This is a genomic window from Cryobacterium sp. 10I5 (genome assembly GCF_035019865.1).
In the GTDB taxonomy this organism is placed as follows: Bacteria; Actinomycetota; Actinomycetes; order Actinomycetales; family Microbacteriaceae; genus Cryobacterium; species Cryobacterium breve_A.
The window spans coordinates 1-15,069 of sequence record NZ_JASJVI010000091.1 but is presented as its reverse complement, the minus strand read 5'-3'; the positions used below and the strand labels follow the sequence as shown (position 1 = coordinate 15,069).

The window sequence follows — 15,069 nt, the reverse complement described above, 5'->3', positions numbered from 1 at the left end:
CGCGCACCGCGAACGTGGAAGTCTGGATCAATGGCAAGCACTTCACCCTGAAAGCTGCGCCCGCCCCGCACAACGCCGGCCCCACCCTGACCGCAGTCATCACAGCGCTCAAAGCAACAGACCTGGGTGCGCTCTACGATCTGGGAGACCCAAGTCTTCGAAACGGGCTCACCCGGGAACAGTTCGTCGCCACCATCGGCGCTACCGGCGGCGGCAGCGTCACAGGTTTGGCTCCCACAGGTGCCACGACTTACGTCACAACTAGTGCCGGGGCGGACTTCGCGCTCACCCCGATCACCTTCGACTACGTCAAGAACGGTGTTCTCGGTGAAGTCGCAGCCCACCTCCGCCTCATCTACACCGGGGGCCAGTGGCGTTACATGACGATGCAACCAGACAACGCGCCCGCGAACTCTGACAGCAACGCGCCTGACCCGACCGTGCCCTAGTATCCCAATTGACCAACGCGACGCGGCAGGCAGGGAGAACGGTGCGAAGAACGTCTCGGTTTCTGAGTGTGGTGACCGCAGCCAGCATGTGTTTGCTGCTGCTGACTGGCTGCGTGCCCGGGCAATCCATCGACAGTCTGGCCAAACAACCCGAAGCCGCATTGACCTACCCCGGCAGCACCGATGTCCGCACCAATAATGTTCCCGGACGGGTTCAATTCGGGCTCGATGGAGGCGACGTAGCCGTCACCGGAATATCCGGGACAACAACGCACACGCAACGCGAGGTCATCGCCTTCTACTCGCACGCACTGGCAGCGAATGGCTGGACACAGCCCAGGGACGATCATCGCTCCGAGACCGCTTCGGGACTGCCCTCTTACTTTATGCAATGGGACAAGACGAAGCCCTACCTCACCTATGTCGTCGTCGTATGGACTGAGGGCGAAACAACGAAGTACGAAACTCAACTGAACTCGCTGCGGTAGTCCGTTCGATTCGCGGTCTGAAAAAGCAAGTTGAGATCCCGCGTCGGGGTAGAGAAGAAGTAGCGCCGCGGTGGGAAGGACGAGATTCGAATCACACCGCCGCGGAAGCGTCCGCAAGGGGTTCCGCTGCCAGGGCGGTGATACAGCCGTTCTGTTTCGCAGCGAAGAGTGGCTCTTGGTGGAGGATTCAGGAAATCGAACCTGACGAGGCACCCCGATAGGCGCATCCCCCGGAACACGTATGCGTCCACCACATTCTAGCCAGAGTGGCCCTGACCTCGCTGGCAAGCACTCAAAATCCCGTCCCGTAGGAGGTTCGGCTTGCGGCCATGTGCACCTCTGACGGCGTGACCTCTCGGAGGCCCGGGCCGGGGCCCGGACGCCAGTGTCGCGCTCGAGCGGCATCGTGAGGCGAGACTTGCTGGGCCGACTTGAGCGGTCCTTTCGCGGGCCTGTCGAAAACGGACTGGGACTCATCGCCGTCAAGCAGCCGGTATTTGCGTGCGAAGTCGATTCCCAGCTACGCGACACCGGCTGGTGTTGTGCGGTGTCGATACCCTGAAGCATGACTTACGAAACGAATTTCGCCGCCTACATCATTGCTGCCGCAATGCTCCTCGTCGTCGTCGTGACGCAGCTTGCCGCGTCGGGAAAGATTCGCCGCAATGGTTTCGTTGGGCTCAGGATTCCGCCCACGATGGCCAGTGATGCTGCGTGGGTAGCAGGCCATAGGGCCGCTCGGGTGCCGTCATGGATTGGCTTCGTTCTGGTCGCGATCGCTGCAGGGACAGCCCAGTTCATACCGGAGGCCACGACTGCTCCCATCGTGTTCTTGTTTCTATTCCTCGGGTGGTCCGTCGTGGCCGCCTGGCGCGGGGCGGGAGCCGCAACGAGCTGAATCTAGCTTTGGGCAGCCTGCCAGATCAAGCTACCGGGCGGGGTTCGCCCGTGCGCAAGGGGTTCCGGCTACGGGCACGGATGGCGCTCGGGCCCAGTCGTTTGGCTTCTGTGCATCCGGGAGAATCGTGGGTCGGCGGCTGGTCCTCGACAGCTGGTCAATTGCCGAGGGCTCGAATGCGTCGTCCGGCGAGGGCGGCCACGATTCCGATGCCTGCGGTGAGCCATATGGCCGCTTCTGGTCCGGCGGTTGAGGCAAGCACGCTCAGTCCTCCCGCCGTGGTGAGCACGATGATGAGGGCGTCGGCTTGCCACGCGATCACGTTCAGAATGGAAACGTCGCCAGCTGGCGTGACGACGGGAAGGAGCAGACCGATGGGCATCGGTCCTTTGGCACAGTCCAGAATCCGCACCAGAGCGATGAAGACCGACACCAGCATCCACCACGGAAGGACACCGATTGGTGCCCCGCCCGGCACGGCAGCAATGGTATCTATGGATCCGAGAAGGAGGCAGGCGAGACCGGGGAGCAGCGCATGGGAGCCGATCATGGTCAGGGCGCTCCGTCCATACAGCGACGACGGGCCGACGTTCTCGTTGGCGTTTCGCAGCCCGTCGCACCACACGCCGGCGGCGAGGTAGGCGAGGAGTACCCCGGCCAGGGCCATGATCCAGTCGATTCCGTCAGTGGCTGAAGCAGTTTGGGCGTTCAACCACCCTGCTCCGACGAGAGCCAGGGAACCGAGTGTAGTCCGCGCTGGGAACCGCCGTGCGGATCCGAGGTCGCGCTGCAGAATCGCGATCGGCAGTGGCCCGGTGAAGGAGATCCGGCAGTGCCTCCCTCGTGTCGGTGGGGTGCGGAGGGCGCCTGACGCTCCGGCAATATCGCCGGTCTGCACCAGAGTGCCGATTGACTGCCAGCGGCGGGCTTGCGCCATGATTTCAGGGCTGCGGAGGTTATTCAGCAGTGCAGGAGCGGCCAGAAAGACCAATGGTGACAGGGCGAGGGCGATGACTGGCCACCACGGGACTGGCGCGGCCGGACCGAGGGATTCCCACAACAGGGCAAGCCATCCCCAGGGGGTCGCGAGCAGGACGATGTCGACGCCGGTTTCCACTGCAACCGCACTGCCCAGGATGACAATGGCCAATGGGATCGTAATGCGGCGGGGACAGCTCTGCCCGACAAGCCACAGCACGGCCAGCACGCCCGAGTACGCGATCGAGCCCAGCACCATGAGCGCGGCCGGAATGGCCGCTGTCGGCCCGCCAAGGAGCCGCGCCCCGATAACAATTCCAGATACCGTGACCGCCGCCAAGGCCAGCACGGTGACGCTGATCAAGAACGGACGGCGCAGGGTATCGCTGCGGGCGAGGTAACTACCCGCGAGGAATTCAGTGAGGAACGGACTCGGTACGACCGGACCGCGCGTTCGCCCGATCAGGACCGCGCAGGCTGCCAGTACTGCAGCGATTGCGCCCACACCCCGGGAGCTATCCGGGGCGACGATCGTGGCAAGGATTTCCGGACTCGCCAAGCCGAGGACTAGTGATCGCACGACTGGCACCGCGACGATTGCGACGATGAGCACCGCGACGTAGACCGTGGAGACGGCGTCGCTCGCCGTTGGCAGGCCGGCTCTTGATGCGGTTACGGATCGAGACTACGCCAGGATCTGACGGTCAGTGGAGGTGCTCACGACTCTGCGAGTGACACGGACCGGTCCGCGATGGCCTCGATCATGTCTGTGCTGTGGCTCGCGATCACGACCGTGGCCCCACGATCGATCTCGGTGCGAACAACCGATGCCACCAATGCTCGTCGTGTGGCATCCAGGCGCTGCTCCGGTTCGTCGAGGATCAACACGTCGAAAGGACGCACGAGAGCCGTGGCCAAGGACAACAACTGCGTCTGTCCCGACGAGAGCTCGTTCACAAACCGGTTCCGGAGGTCACTGATCCCGAGAGCCGCCATGGTGGTGTCAGCCGCATCAGTGGCAGCGGATCCGAGTCGTCCCCACGTTGTCGCGATGAAACGCAAATGCTCGTGAGCGGTCAGCTCCCGGGCAAAGGCCGGCAGGCCGATACGGGCAGAGATGGTTCGCCGCATGGCGGGATGGTGTTCATCGACCGGCTCACCGTCAATGAAGGCCTGACCTCCAGTCGGACGAAGCTGGCCACTGAGGATTCGAAGAAGGGTCGTCTTGCCGGAACCGTTCCGCCCCTGCACAGCCAAGGCTTCACCGCAACTCACAATGAGGGATACGGGCGCCAACAGCACCTCTGAATCGATCGAAGCGGAGACATCGCGGGCTTCGAGAGAGGACACAAGCCCCATCCTCTCGCACTTCCAATCTCGATGACCGACCCGCCTCAGGCTGGGCGGGCAAGAATCGTCATTCTGTCTCGTAAGGGGTTCCCCACTAGGAGCCTCTGGCGGGGGTGCTCCCAGGTCACCGCGAGCGGAACACGATTCGCGGAAATCAAGCTCTCGACAGCCCCCATCCTCCGGCGTCGGTTTCACCGGGCTTCGCACCGCCCGCACCGCAGCAATCGGCGCAGGGCTTTATTTGGTTTGGCCGTCGTGCGCTCGGCCACCGCACCACCGCCGTCTAGAGGTCAGTCACTTTCTTCGCATGCCACGCACACCTTGCGGGAATACGATCTCTCTATCGGGCTTCCCGTCACGTCGGCAGCCCGCGACGCACCGCCTCACAGCAGCGTCGAAGCATCGCTGCACCACAGATCGACGCTGCTGCGATGCGGCGGCTGATCGTTAAATTGTGACCCCGACGACACCGTTTCTCATCCAGCTAAAGCACACAGGGAGTATCAATGGGCACTGACGACCAGACCAACACATGCAGTTTCCACATGAGCGGTGCGCTGCCAGCAGGTGGCGACCACCTCGGTGGCACCTTCGGTCAGTCGCCGACCCTGGACAGTTGGTATCCGCAGCGTCTCCGGGTTGAGCTTCTCCACCGGAATGGCGTAGACGCCGACCCGCTCGGCGCGGACTTCGACTACGCGGCGGCTTTCGCCACGATCGACCTCACGACGCTCAAGTCGGACATCAAGCGACTGCTCACCACATCGGTCGACTGGTGGCCGGCGGACTACGGCAACTACGGTCCACAGATGATCCGAATGGCGTGGCATGCCGCCGGCACGTACCGAATTGCCGACGGCCGTGGCGGAGCGGGCACCGCGATGCAGCGGTTCGCACCAATCGGAAGCTGGTGGGACAACGGCAACACCGACAAATCACGACGACTCCTACAGCCGATCAAGCACCAGTACGGCAACGCTCTGTCGTGGGCCGACCTGATGGTCTTGACCGGCAACTGCTCCCTCGAGTTGATGGGCCTGCCGACGTACGGCTTCGGTGGTGGACGACTCGATGCGTGGGAACCGGACGACGGCACCTGGTGGGGCCCGGAGGTCTGGAACCCGCACGCGGTCGCGAGCCCTGACGAGATGGTGAGCCGCGACGAACGCTGGCATGGTCAGAACGGCGACGCGGACTACGACCTGCAGAGCCCTTTGGCCGCGTCGCACCAGGCGCTCATTTACGTCAACCCTGAGGGGCCCTATTCGAACGGCGACCCGCTGGGCTCAGCACGCGACATTCGCATCACGTTCACGCGGATGGCGATGAACGACGAGGAAACGGTGGCATTGATCGCCGGTGGCCACGCGTTCGGTAAGAGCCACGGCCAGGTACCCGCATCCGACATCGGACCGTCACCCGAGAAAGCCCCGATCGAGTCGATGGGGCTCGGTTGGCACAACCCGGTGGGTACCGGCAGTGCCGAGCACACTTCGACCAACGGCATCGAGGGCAGCTGGACTCCGAACCCGACACAGTGGGACAACACCTACCTCGAGAACCTGTTCGCGTACGACTACGAGCAGACGAAAAGCCCGGCCGGCGCGCTGCAGTGGACACCGACTGACCCGGAGGCGCCGAAGACTCCGGACGCCCACGTACCCGGTCAGATGAACCCGCTCATGATGATGACCTCGGACATCGCACTCAAGGTCGACCCGGAGTATCGGGCCATATGCGAGCGTTTCCTGGCCGACTTCGATCTGTTCACCCTCGCGTTCTCGAAGGCCTGGTACAAGCTCACGCACCGCGACATGGGGCCGAAGCACCGGTACCTCGGCCCGGAGGTCACCATCGCCGACGACCTGCTCTGGCAGGACCCGCTCCCGGACGCAGCAGGATCCTCACTCGACGAGGCCGACGTGGCAGTGCTCAAGGAAGCCGTCCTCGCGACCGGGCTGTCCGTGTCCGACCTCGTCTACACGGCGTTCTCCGCCGCCTCGACCTACCGCGACAGCGACAAGCGCGGAGGGGCGAACGGTGCCCGCCTGGCATTGTCGCCGCAGAAAGACTGGGCGGTCAACCGACGCACCGTCCCAGTCATCGACGCGCTGCGGAACGTGCAGGCGGCTTTCACGGCGACGTCGGGCGGACGGAAGGTGTCTCTCGCCGACCTCATCGTCCTCGCCGGCAGCGCCGCCGTGGAGCAGGCGGCACGGGCGGCAGGATCTGACGCCAGCGTGCCGTTTACGCCAGGCCGTGTCGACACGACGCAGGAGTTGACCGACATCGAGATGTTCGAGTGGCTGCGACCCATTGCGGACGGGTTCCGCAACTTCGTGTCCGAGCGCTTCGAAGAGTTTGCTCCGGGCGTCGCGCCCGAGGCGGTATTCCTCGACAAGGCTAACCTGTTCACTCTCACCGCACCGGAGTGGACCGTCCTGCACGCCGGGCTCCGCGTGCTCGGCAGCAACTGGGACGGGTCCGACGTGGGTGTGCTCACGGATCACGTCGGAGCCCTGACGACCGACTTCCTCGTGAATCTGACCGACACCGACCTCATCTGGACGAAGGACGACGAGACCGCGATGACCTTCACTGGTCGGGTTCAGGTGACCGGCGAGGCTCGCTGGAGGGCCTCCCGGAATGACCTGGTATTCGGCTCGAACGCGCAACTGCGGTCGATCGCCGACGCCTACGCGGGCAGCGACGGGCAAGAACGGTTCGTCCGCGAATTCATCCGCGTCTGGTCGAAGATCATGATGCTCGACCGCTACGACGTCAAGGGCCACAAGCGTTACGGGGCAATGGCCGCCTGACCCCGGAGGTCGCGTCCCGGCGACCTGACGGCGTGGAGGCACGGCGCGGTCACGCGCTGAGCCTCCCAGCCGTCAATGCCTTGACCGAACGACGCTTGGGGCCGCGAGCCGAACGTCGCACGGATTGATCAGGCTGGGGACGGCCAAGGAATTTCCGCGGGCACCACGTGGTCGACCACACTCGCACCTGGACGGCCTGCGAGGGTGGACGGGCCGCTATGCCCTGGAAGCCGTTGCCCCCACTCGTAGAGACGCCGGCCGGATTTGCTTTGGCCTCGAATCGCGAGAGGGTGCCGCTGATGTTCTCTGTGGCGGCTCGTAAGCCTGAGCCTTCCGGGGTCACGTCCCGCTGAGGAATGCGCGTGACCGGTAGAGGTTCCCCTGTGACACAAGTGTGCCCGACCAGGCGACCGCATTGCTGGGGCAAGTATTTGTCTCGATAGGGGTCCCGCTTACGGGCACGACGCTGATGTCGTTAACCGGCCGGGAAGCATTGGCGCTGGTTCATCGGGTTGTTGCTGGTTGGGCCATCGAGGCGTCGTAGAGGCTTGCCACTCAGCGCTATTTGGCGGCCGACTTTATGCTGAGTTCGTCGGCCTCTTCCTCCGTAACGATTCCGACGAGCTCGGCAATCTTGACGACGATGTCTTCCATGGGCTCTTCGGCCGTACTGAATCCACCACGCGACGCGAGTGTCGGGGTGACCTGGTCGAGCTCCTCGAACGTCACCCCGTGCATGACCGGCACTAAGAGGCTCCGGCGCAGCAGAGCGCTGAGCTCGTTGCTCGCAATGCTGCGGTCGGTACGCAGCTTGTCGAGCATTGCGGGCGTCACCAGCACAATCCCCATGCGCGAACTGACCAGTCCACGGTCGATGGCTACTCGCATGTCCGTGCCAGGTCGCAGGCTTACCTCACTGAACCACACCGACACGTCTTTTCCGAGGAGCAACTCGTAGACGTCATTCGCGGCCGCCTGACGGTCGGGCCAGGCGTGACAGAGGAACACGTCATTCACCTGAGTCCGTATGACAGTCGCCGCGCGGACAGACTCCAGGTCGCGCACCTGCTGTTGCGTGTACGAGGCAGTCGACCCGCTGGGCTGCCAAGCCGGACGGGCGACACCACGTCCCCCGCCCCCGCTACTGCCCGACAAGCTCCCACTCCTACGCACAGGCGCGGCCGGTGTGGCGTCGGACGAGTGCGACCGAGGCGGCGAGTATGAAGAACGCCCATAGCCGGACGAGCATGCAGGGCAATTCGCGCGACCGCTTGCTGTGCGGTGGCCTTCTCTTGGAGCTGTGCATTGAGCCATGTGCTGATGATACGGAAGACCTAAGACACCGAGTGGAGCAATGGCCCGTCGGTGCCCGTAAGCCGATCGGCATACGCACCTCGAACCACATTGCCAGTCACGGGATTCAGTCAAAAAGGATCCCAGATAGGGTTCGATCTACGGGACGGTCTGGAAATGCTCGACCAAGGGGAACGGTTCGTAGAAATGGTGCAGTAGGGCGCGCCATTCTTGGTACTGCGCGGATTGCCTGAAGCCGATCGTGTGGTCGTCGAGTCGCTCCCACTCAACGAGCAATAGGTATGTGCTCGGAGACTCGATCGAACGCGACAGCGTCAGGCTACGGCACCCGGGCATTGACGAGATGATGGCCCGCGCATCGGCAAAGGCGAGCTCGAATTCAATTTCACGACCGGGAATCACGGGTAAGAGGGCATGTTCTGTTATCACCTAAGCAGTGTCCCATTCAGCGTTCCCATGTGACACAAGTGCGCCCGACCAGGCGACCGCATTGCTGGGGCAGGAATTTGTCTCGATAGGGGTCCGGCATACGGGCTCGGATCCATCCGCGGCGTATATGGGACCCTTTCCTTATGCCTGCTACTACTCGACTCATTTCTGTGACGGATGTGGAGCGCCTTGCCGGCCTTCAGCTCACCGGCCGGCTCTTCTTCGCTCCGTGGGACCCAGTCCGCGCGGACCCCTTCTTTACCGTCGCAGGCCAACAGGCGGAGGTCGAAAAGGCGCTCGCTTGGCACAGCCGTGGCGAGGCCTTACCGCACGTGATTCTCGACGAGGATTCGCAGGTTGTTGGTCGGATCACGTTTAGTGGGATCACCTACGGGGCCTTCCAATCGTGCAACATGGGTTACTGGGTCGCCCAAGAGAGCAACGGACATGGCTATGCCACCGACGCAGTTCGAGCAATGACTGCGCTTGCATTCGAAGAGTTGGGGCTGCACAGGGTTCAGGCTGAGACGCTGATCCCCAACGTGCGCTCACAACGGGTGCTTGAACGTGCCGGTTTCGCGCGCTACGGATCGGCTCCTCAATACCTGAAAATAGCGGGCCGGTGGCAAGACCATCTCATGTATCAGCTGCTTGCCGATTCCCAATAGGCGGTCAACTTCACCAACGTGATCCCACCTCATCCGCAACCAGTCGCGGACCGGGGCGATTGCAGCTTTCACGTCTCGCAGCCCGTTTCGTCGAGGGTTCCTCGACTCGCCTATCGCCGCCTTTCCCCCCCGTTTTGATTCCGTCCCATGATTGCTCGGCCTCATGACCTCACCGTGGGGATAAAGTGGGGGCCACCGATGATCGCCTGACTTCACGCCCATGTGTGAACGGTCGAGGGCGTGGGAGGCACCTGATGGGCACCTTCCTCAGCACGTTTCTCTCCGATTCCGCGGAACTTCCGGAACTCACCAATCGCGTTCATTCAGCTGGGCCGGTGCCGCTATCGTCGCCGCTGCCTGTCGCGGATCTTGCCGCAGACAGCATCGCGGCGACCATGCTCATGGCCTCGTTGCTGCACCTTGTCCGCACGGGAGTGCGCGACCCGAGGGCGAGCGAAGTTCCGCAGGTGAGCATTGCGCCGCAACTCGTCGCCGGCACCTACCGGAGCGACCAACTCTTCCGGTGGAACGGGAGCCCCGCGCCAGCGTGGGCGCCCCTGTCCGGATTCTTCGCCTCGAGCGATGGCTGGGTTCGCACTCACGCCAACTATCCCCACCACGAAGCGGCTTTGCGCACACTTCTGAGATTGGACGATTCCGTCACAGCCGAGACTGTCGCTCATGCGATTTCGCGCCGCAGCGCCCTCGATTTGGAGGATGAAGCCGCAGACTCTGGTGCGGTCATAAGCGCGGTTCGCAGCCCGAGCAGTTGGAGAGGACATCCTCAAGCCCAAACCCTGGAAGCGGATCCCTTCATCAGCCTGGTGCAGCAGGCAGGAGGCTCGGGCTGCCATAGCCTGGGGTTGGCCGACAGCTACGCGCCACTGCAGGGCGTCCGGGTGCTCGACTTGACCCGGGTGATAGCCGGTCCGGTGGCCACTCGCAGCCTCGCGTTCTTCGGCGCAGACGTCCTTCGCATCGATAGCCCTGGCATGCCGGAGCTCTCCTGGCAATATCTCGATACCGGGCAAGGGAAGCGTTCCGCGCTTCTTGACCTCGGCTACAAACCAGATCGAGACCGCCTCGAACAGCTACTAACGGACGCCGACGTTATTGTCATGGGATACAGGCCGAACAGCCTCGACCTGTTCGGCCTGTCCCCAGCCGAACTCCACAACCGCCATCCAGGGCTCGTTATCGGCCGGGTGAGCGCGTGGGGGCAAAGCGGACCTTGGGCCGAGCGTCGAGGATTTGACAGTATCGTCCAAGCAGCCAGCGGCATCGCCCAGATCCACGCAGACGGCACGGGCAGGCCAGGTGCTTTGCCAGCCCAAGCTCTGGATCATTCCGCCGGGTACCTACTTGCCGCCGGGATCATGTCATCACTTCGACGTCGACACCTCGACGGGCACGGGTGGACCGTCGACATTTCACTGGCCCGTGTCGCACAAGAGCTACTCGTCCAGCCTCATTCCCCGCCAACCGAAGCCGGCCCAAACGTGATCAGAACCGTGAACGCGGAAACGCCGGGAGGAACCGTCACCTGTGCCGCACCCGCGATCAGCATCAGCGGCGGCTCGAAACGCTACAGGTGGATCGGCCGCCCGTGGGGAGCGGACCAGCCAGAATGGTCCGAGCCAGGATCCGCCGACGTCCAGCGATAAGGCCCACCAGGAAGGTGCGCCATCGGCAGGTGCAACATGGCGAAGCCGCCCGCTGCGGGTTCCGCTTACAGCCTTTAGGTTGGAAAGATGGATGAAGAGGTTCTAGCGGGGGGCAACTCGAGTATGGTCGTGCGGGTAGGCGACACCGTTCGCCGCTCCGCCGGTCCTTGGACTCCCGCGGTGCATCAGCTTCTGACCGCACTCCGCGCGGCGGGAGTGATGGAAGTACCTGAGCCCTTTGGCCTGGACGAGCAGGGCCGGGAAGTGCTCTCCTACCTTCCGGGAATCGTTGGCAATTACCCAATGCCCAGCTGGATCTGGTCGCCCACGATCCTGCGCGAGGCTGGGTCCTTGCTTCGACGGGTGCATGACGCGAGCGCGCCCCTCGTGCACGCGGCCGCGGAATGGCAGTTGCCTGCGCACGAGCCAGTCGAGGTGGTGTGCCTGAACGACGTCGCACCGTACAACATGGTTTTCCAAGACGGTCACATCACGGGTCTTATCGACGCTGACATGGCCTCACCCGGGCCTCGGATTTGGGATCTCGCTTACCTCGCATATCGGCTCGTCCCGCTCGGCGAGTACGCAGACCATGACGCCCCAGGATGGGATGCTCGCCCCGGCCGGCTCGATGCGCTCATTCGCTCATACGGCTATGAGTTCGACCAGACTGCCGTTCTTCGGACGGCAGCGGACCGCATGGAGGATCTCGCCGTGTTCACGGATCAACGTGCCGACGACACGGGCCGCAGTGATTTCCTGGAGCATGCCGCACTGTACCGACGTGATCGCGACCGACTTCTCGACATGAGCGCAAGCCTGCAGGCCTCGTGAACGCGGATATCCACGTAGTCCAAGTCAACGATCCACGCCTGAAGCGTCTAACCGAGGCGGGGTATGTCGTTGTCGGCGAGTCGTGGGGTGCCCGCCTGCGCCTCAGCGATCCACCCAACCTAACGGTCCTGAACGCGGCCGTCATCGCGGCAACGGACCAAGGATTTCTGATCGAGGAACTCGATGATAGCTGGGCGCCTCAGGTCACGGCCCTTGAAGCCTTGAACCACGCCGACTACCCGTTTACGCCAGCGACATCCGTGCCGCACCGCGACGAGTGCGACGTGCTCGAACTGTGGAAATCTGGGTGCCGCCTATTTGGCGCCATCACTGACGGGCAACTCGTGGCCGTCAGCGCAATTAGCCTGACGGCCACGCGCGCGGAAACCGAATTCACTTCCGTCCACCGCTCTTATCGTCGGAAAGGGCTCGCCGTTGCCGTCAAAGCCGCATCGGTCACGGCGTTGGCCCACGACGGCGTGCGGATCTTCGGCACGGGTGGAGCTCAAGTCAACACCGGCAGCATCCGCATGAACGAACACCTCGGCTATGCCATCGAAGAACGCTGGCTCAGCCTCACGGTGCCGCAGTAGAACAGGAACGCACGCGCCCGGAGGAGGTCCGGCTTGTGGGCACCAGACCCTACGGACCCAGCGTGGCCCGAACGATCACGATTGCCTTCGGTGGTTGCGTCACGAGAGGCGACATTCGGAAACCTGTGGTCTCCGGGGTGTTGCGTCTATGCATGAGGCCATGCACGTATCGCTGCGATTTCTTCGCCCTCGACCGGTTCCCGGTCGCATGGGCTTAGTCGTACGCGCTTAGGTCCAGCGACAGATCGGTCGGGGGTGGCTCCTCCATCCGATCTCATCAAAGGACCAGAACATGACGTCATATCTCTCTGCGGCGGAACTCACCGACGCGCTCAACCTTCGCGACCTCTCCGACCCTGACCAGGGTCACCATGCGATGCAGACGCTGCTCGACGGCGTCGTATCCGCTCTTGCCGGTCACTGGGACATCCCGGCCGAAACCATCCGATACAGTCCGCTGGTCGCTGTCGCCGACAACTACGACAAGCTCGGCTTCGACCCGACGGCAGTCACCAGGGACCGGCGATACTCGCGCTATGTGAGTCCAACGGTGATGCTGCGCAGCCACACATCGGCCTCGATTCCCACCCTGCTGCAGTCGGTGTCGACGCAGACCAGCTGCGACCGGCTGCTGGTGTTGCCTGGCCTGGTCTACCGCCGCGATGCAATCGACCGCACCCACGTAGGGGCCCCGCACCAGGTTGATCTGTGGCGGGTGAGTTCTGGCAAGACACTCACTGCCGCAGATCTGCAGATGATGATCGAAACCCTGGTGAAAACGGTGCTGCCCGGCGCGAAGTGGCGCCCCGTTTCGGCGGCGCATCCGTACACGGTCAACGGCTGTCAGGTCGATGTGTCAATCGCGGGTGAGTGGCTGGAGCTGGCGGAGTGCGGATTGATCGCACCGCACATCCTCACCGCGGCCGGTCTGGACCCCGATGCGTGGTCTGGGCTTGCTCTGGGCATGGGGCTGGACCGGGCGTTGATGCTGAGAAAGGGTATCCCTGACATTCGGCTTCTGCGGGCGGCGGATCCACGGATCGCACAGCAAATGCTCACCCTGTCACCCTGGCAGGCCATTTCAGTCATGCCCGTGATCCGCCGCGACATCTCGATCGTCGTCGACGTGGCTGCGGACGCCGAGACCCTGGGTGATCGAGCAAGGGCGGCGTTAGGCGATCGCATCGACGACCTTGAATCGGTGGAAGTTCTGAACGCCACCGCGTACGCGGATCTCCCGCGAGGCGCGCAGGACAGGCTGAGGCTCCGGCCGGACCAAGCAAATGCACTTGTCCGACTCACACTCCGACCAATCTCCAAGACCCTGACGCACGGCGAAGCGAATGACATCCGCGACGACATCTATAGGGCATTGCATGAAGGCCCCGTTCTTGAACTGATTGGATAACCGGTTGACAGGCTCTGTTGCGCGGAGTCCATCTGTGCGCAACAGAGACCCGGACACGACCCACCCAGTCTCATCCCCGCGTTCGCAAGGGCTTCGGCGGATTCAAGTGGTGGAAGCAACAGAGGCGATTTCCTCCTTGAGACCAGCTCGCTGAGGAGGTCGTCTAGGGTGCTGCGTTTGAGGGCCGATGTGGGTGCGACTGAACCCGCCAGAAAGGGGTGGGCGAACCCATCGGCGGGGGAGGAATGGCCGGCTGCTGGGTGTCAGAGCGCTGAAGGGCGGCCGTGGTACGCTAAATCCATCACGATCAGCCCGCTCGCCTCACGGCTCGGGCTGATTTTCTTTAACTGGGGGACTCGTGGCTGAGTACACAAAGAAGTGGTTGTCGGTCGACGGACAGGTCGCCAAGCTTGAGTCACGCGGCGTTGAGGTGGGCGACCACGAGAGTTTCCGCGGGTTGCTTCGAGCCGTCGGGTATTACCGACTCACGGGCTACCTTTATCCATTCCGGGAATCGGAACCTTTTCGGGATGACGCCGGACGGATCAGGTTTCGAGTTCTTAACCGCTATCGTTCCGGCACGTCTGTAGGGCAAGCTTCTGCGCTCATTGATTTTGATCGTCGCCTGCGGATGCTCGTTCTCGAGGGCATCGAGCGGATCGAGATTTCTTTCCGCATGCAGATCGGCTATGTGTTGGGCAGGCAATCGGCATTCGCCCACATGGATCCCGTCAACTTCGTCAACTCGTTTACGGAATCACAGACTGATAAGGCGACCGGCGACACACTGCCCAGTAGACACGCGCAGTGGATCGAGCGTGTGAAAGAGCGCCAGGCCGATTCTGACGAAGCCTTCGTCGCTCACTTTCGCAACAAGTACGACGATGAAATGCCTATCTGGGCGTTAACGGAAATTCTGGAGCTCGGACATCTCGGCCGGCTCTATTCGGGATTGAACAGTTCGTTGGCGACGGAGATCGCCGCGGCCTACGGGGCACCGTCGAAGAAGGTAATGGTCAGCTGGATCTCCAGCCTGAACTATGTCCGGAATGTCTCTGCACATCACGCACGCCTCTTTAACCGCAAGCTTGTCAGCGCACCCCTCTCTGTCAACCTTGGGTAAGGCACCGGGATCGTCCCGAATAGTGTCGTAGAGGGCGGGGAAGGATTTCCCCTT

Annotated in this window: 13 protein-coding genes and 1 pseudogene; 10 read left to right on the top strand and 4 right to left on the bottom strand. The window is 63.0% G+C overall.

All coding sequences use genetic code 11. From position 1 onward, the window contains the following. From QN350_RS16740 to QN350_RS16730, 3 genes are all read left to right on the top strand, one after another. The coding region (locus QN350_RS16740; protein WP_323516933.1) for a hypothetical protein at positions 1-449 on the top strand (449 nt) is incomplete at its 5' end. Positions 450-520: 71 nt separating this feature from the next. Then, positions 521-937 carry a hypothetical protein gene (locus QN350_RS16735; protein ID WP_134564439.1) on the top strand — a complete coding sequence of 139 codons (417 nt, stop codon included), beginning with the start codon at positions 521-523 and terminating at the stop codon, positions 935-937. A gap of 565 nt (positions 938-1,502) precedes the next feature. After that, entirely contained in the window at positions 1,503-1,835 is a 333-nt protein-coding gene (locus QN350_RS16730; protein WP_134450117.1) for an SdpI family protein, read from the top strand. A gap of 157 nt (positions 1,836-1,992) precedes the next feature. Here the strand turns inward: QN350_RS16730 and QN350_RS16725 are convergent, their stop codons facing one another. Both QN350_RS16725 and QN350_RS16720 read right to left on the bottom strand, forming a co-directional pair. Further along, the gene (locus tag QN350_RS16725; RefSeq protein ID WP_323516932.1) at positions 1,993-3,372 is read right to left on the bottom strand and encodes a hypothetical protein; all 1,380 of its coding nucleotides are present in this window, start codon (positions 3,370-3,372) and stop codon (positions 1,993-1,995) included. 158 nt (positions 3,373-3,530) lie between these two features. Further along, positions 3,531-4,109: pseudogene (locus QN350_RS16720) on the bottom strand (ABC transporter ATP-binding protein); the annotation flags it as partial. Positions 4,110-4,669: 560 nt separating this feature from the next. On the opposite strand from QN350_RS16720, the gene katG reads away from it, so the two are divergent. Then, a complete protein-coding gene (gene katG, locus QN350_RS16715) occupies positions 4,670-6,982 on the top strand; it encodes a catalase/peroxidase HPI (protein ID WP_322140464.1) in 2,313 nt (770 codons plus the stop codon). Positions 6,983-7,543: 561 nt separating this feature from the next. On the opposite strand, the gene QN350_RS16710 is transcribed toward katG, so the two are convergent. Both QN350_RS16710 and QN350_RS16705 read right to left on the bottom strand, forming a co-directional pair. Then, on the bottom strand, positions 7,544-7,999 hold the full coding sequence (locus QN350_RS16710) for a toll/interleukin-1 receptor domain-containing protein (protein ID WP_322140465.1): 456 nt from the start codon (positions 7,997-7,999) through the stop codon (positions 7,544-7,546). A gap of 435 nt (positions 8,000-8,434) precedes the next feature. Next, positions 8,435-8,725 carry an antibiotic biosynthesis monooxygenase family protein gene (locus QN350_RS16705; protein ID WP_134450133.1) on the bottom strand — a complete coding sequence of 97 codons (291 nt, stop codon included), beginning with the start codon at positions 8,723-8,725 and terminating at the stop codon, positions 8,435-8,437. Between the two features lie 170 nt (positions 8,726-8,895). On the opposite strand from QN350_RS16705, the gene QN350_RS16700 reads away from it, so the two are divergent. From QN350_RS16700 to QN350_RS16675, 6 genes are all read left to right on the top strand, one after another. Continuing rightward, the gene (locus QN350_RS16700) at positions 8,896-9,393 is read left to right on the top strand and encodes a GNAT family protein (protein ID WP_322135551.1); all 498 of its coding nucleotides are present in this window, start codon (positions 8,896-8,898) and stop codon (positions 9,391-9,393) included. Positions 9,394-9,647: 254 nt separating this feature from the next. After that, positions 9,648-11,057, top strand: a complete 1,410-nt coding sequence (locus QN350_RS16695) for a CoA transferase (RefSeq protein WP_322140466.1) — start codon at positions 9,648-9,650, stop codon at positions 11,055-11,057. Between the two features lie 87 nt (positions 11,058-11,144). Further along, positions 11,145-11,891, top strand: a complete 747-nt coding sequence (locus QN350_RS16690) for an aminoglycoside phosphotransferase family protein (protein ID WP_323516931.1) — start codon at positions 11,145-11,147, stop codon at positions 11,889-11,891. Continuing rightward, positions 11,888-12,484, top strand: a complete 597-nt coding sequence (locus QN350_RS16685; RefSeq protein ID WP_322140468.1) for a GNAT family N-acetyltransferase — start codon at positions 11,888-11,890, stop codon at positions 12,482-12,484. The genes QN350_RS16690 and QN350_RS16685 overlap by 4 nt, the downstream gene beginning before the upstream one ends. Positions 12,485-12,776: 292 nt before the next feature. Then, positions 12,777-13,892, top strand: coding sequence for a hypothetical protein (locus QN350_RS16680; protein ID WP_322140469.1), 1,116 nt, complete (start codon positions 12,777-12,779; stop codon positions 13,890-13,892). A 358-nt stretch (positions 13,893-14,250) separates the two neighbouring features. Further along, positions 14,251-15,015 (top strand): Abi family protein, encoded by a 765-nt coding sequence (locus QN350_RS16675; protein ID WP_323516930.1) that lies wholly within the window; start codon positions 14,251-14,253, stop codon positions 15,013-15,015. The last annotated feature ends 54 nt before the right edge of the window (positions 15,016-15,069 follow it).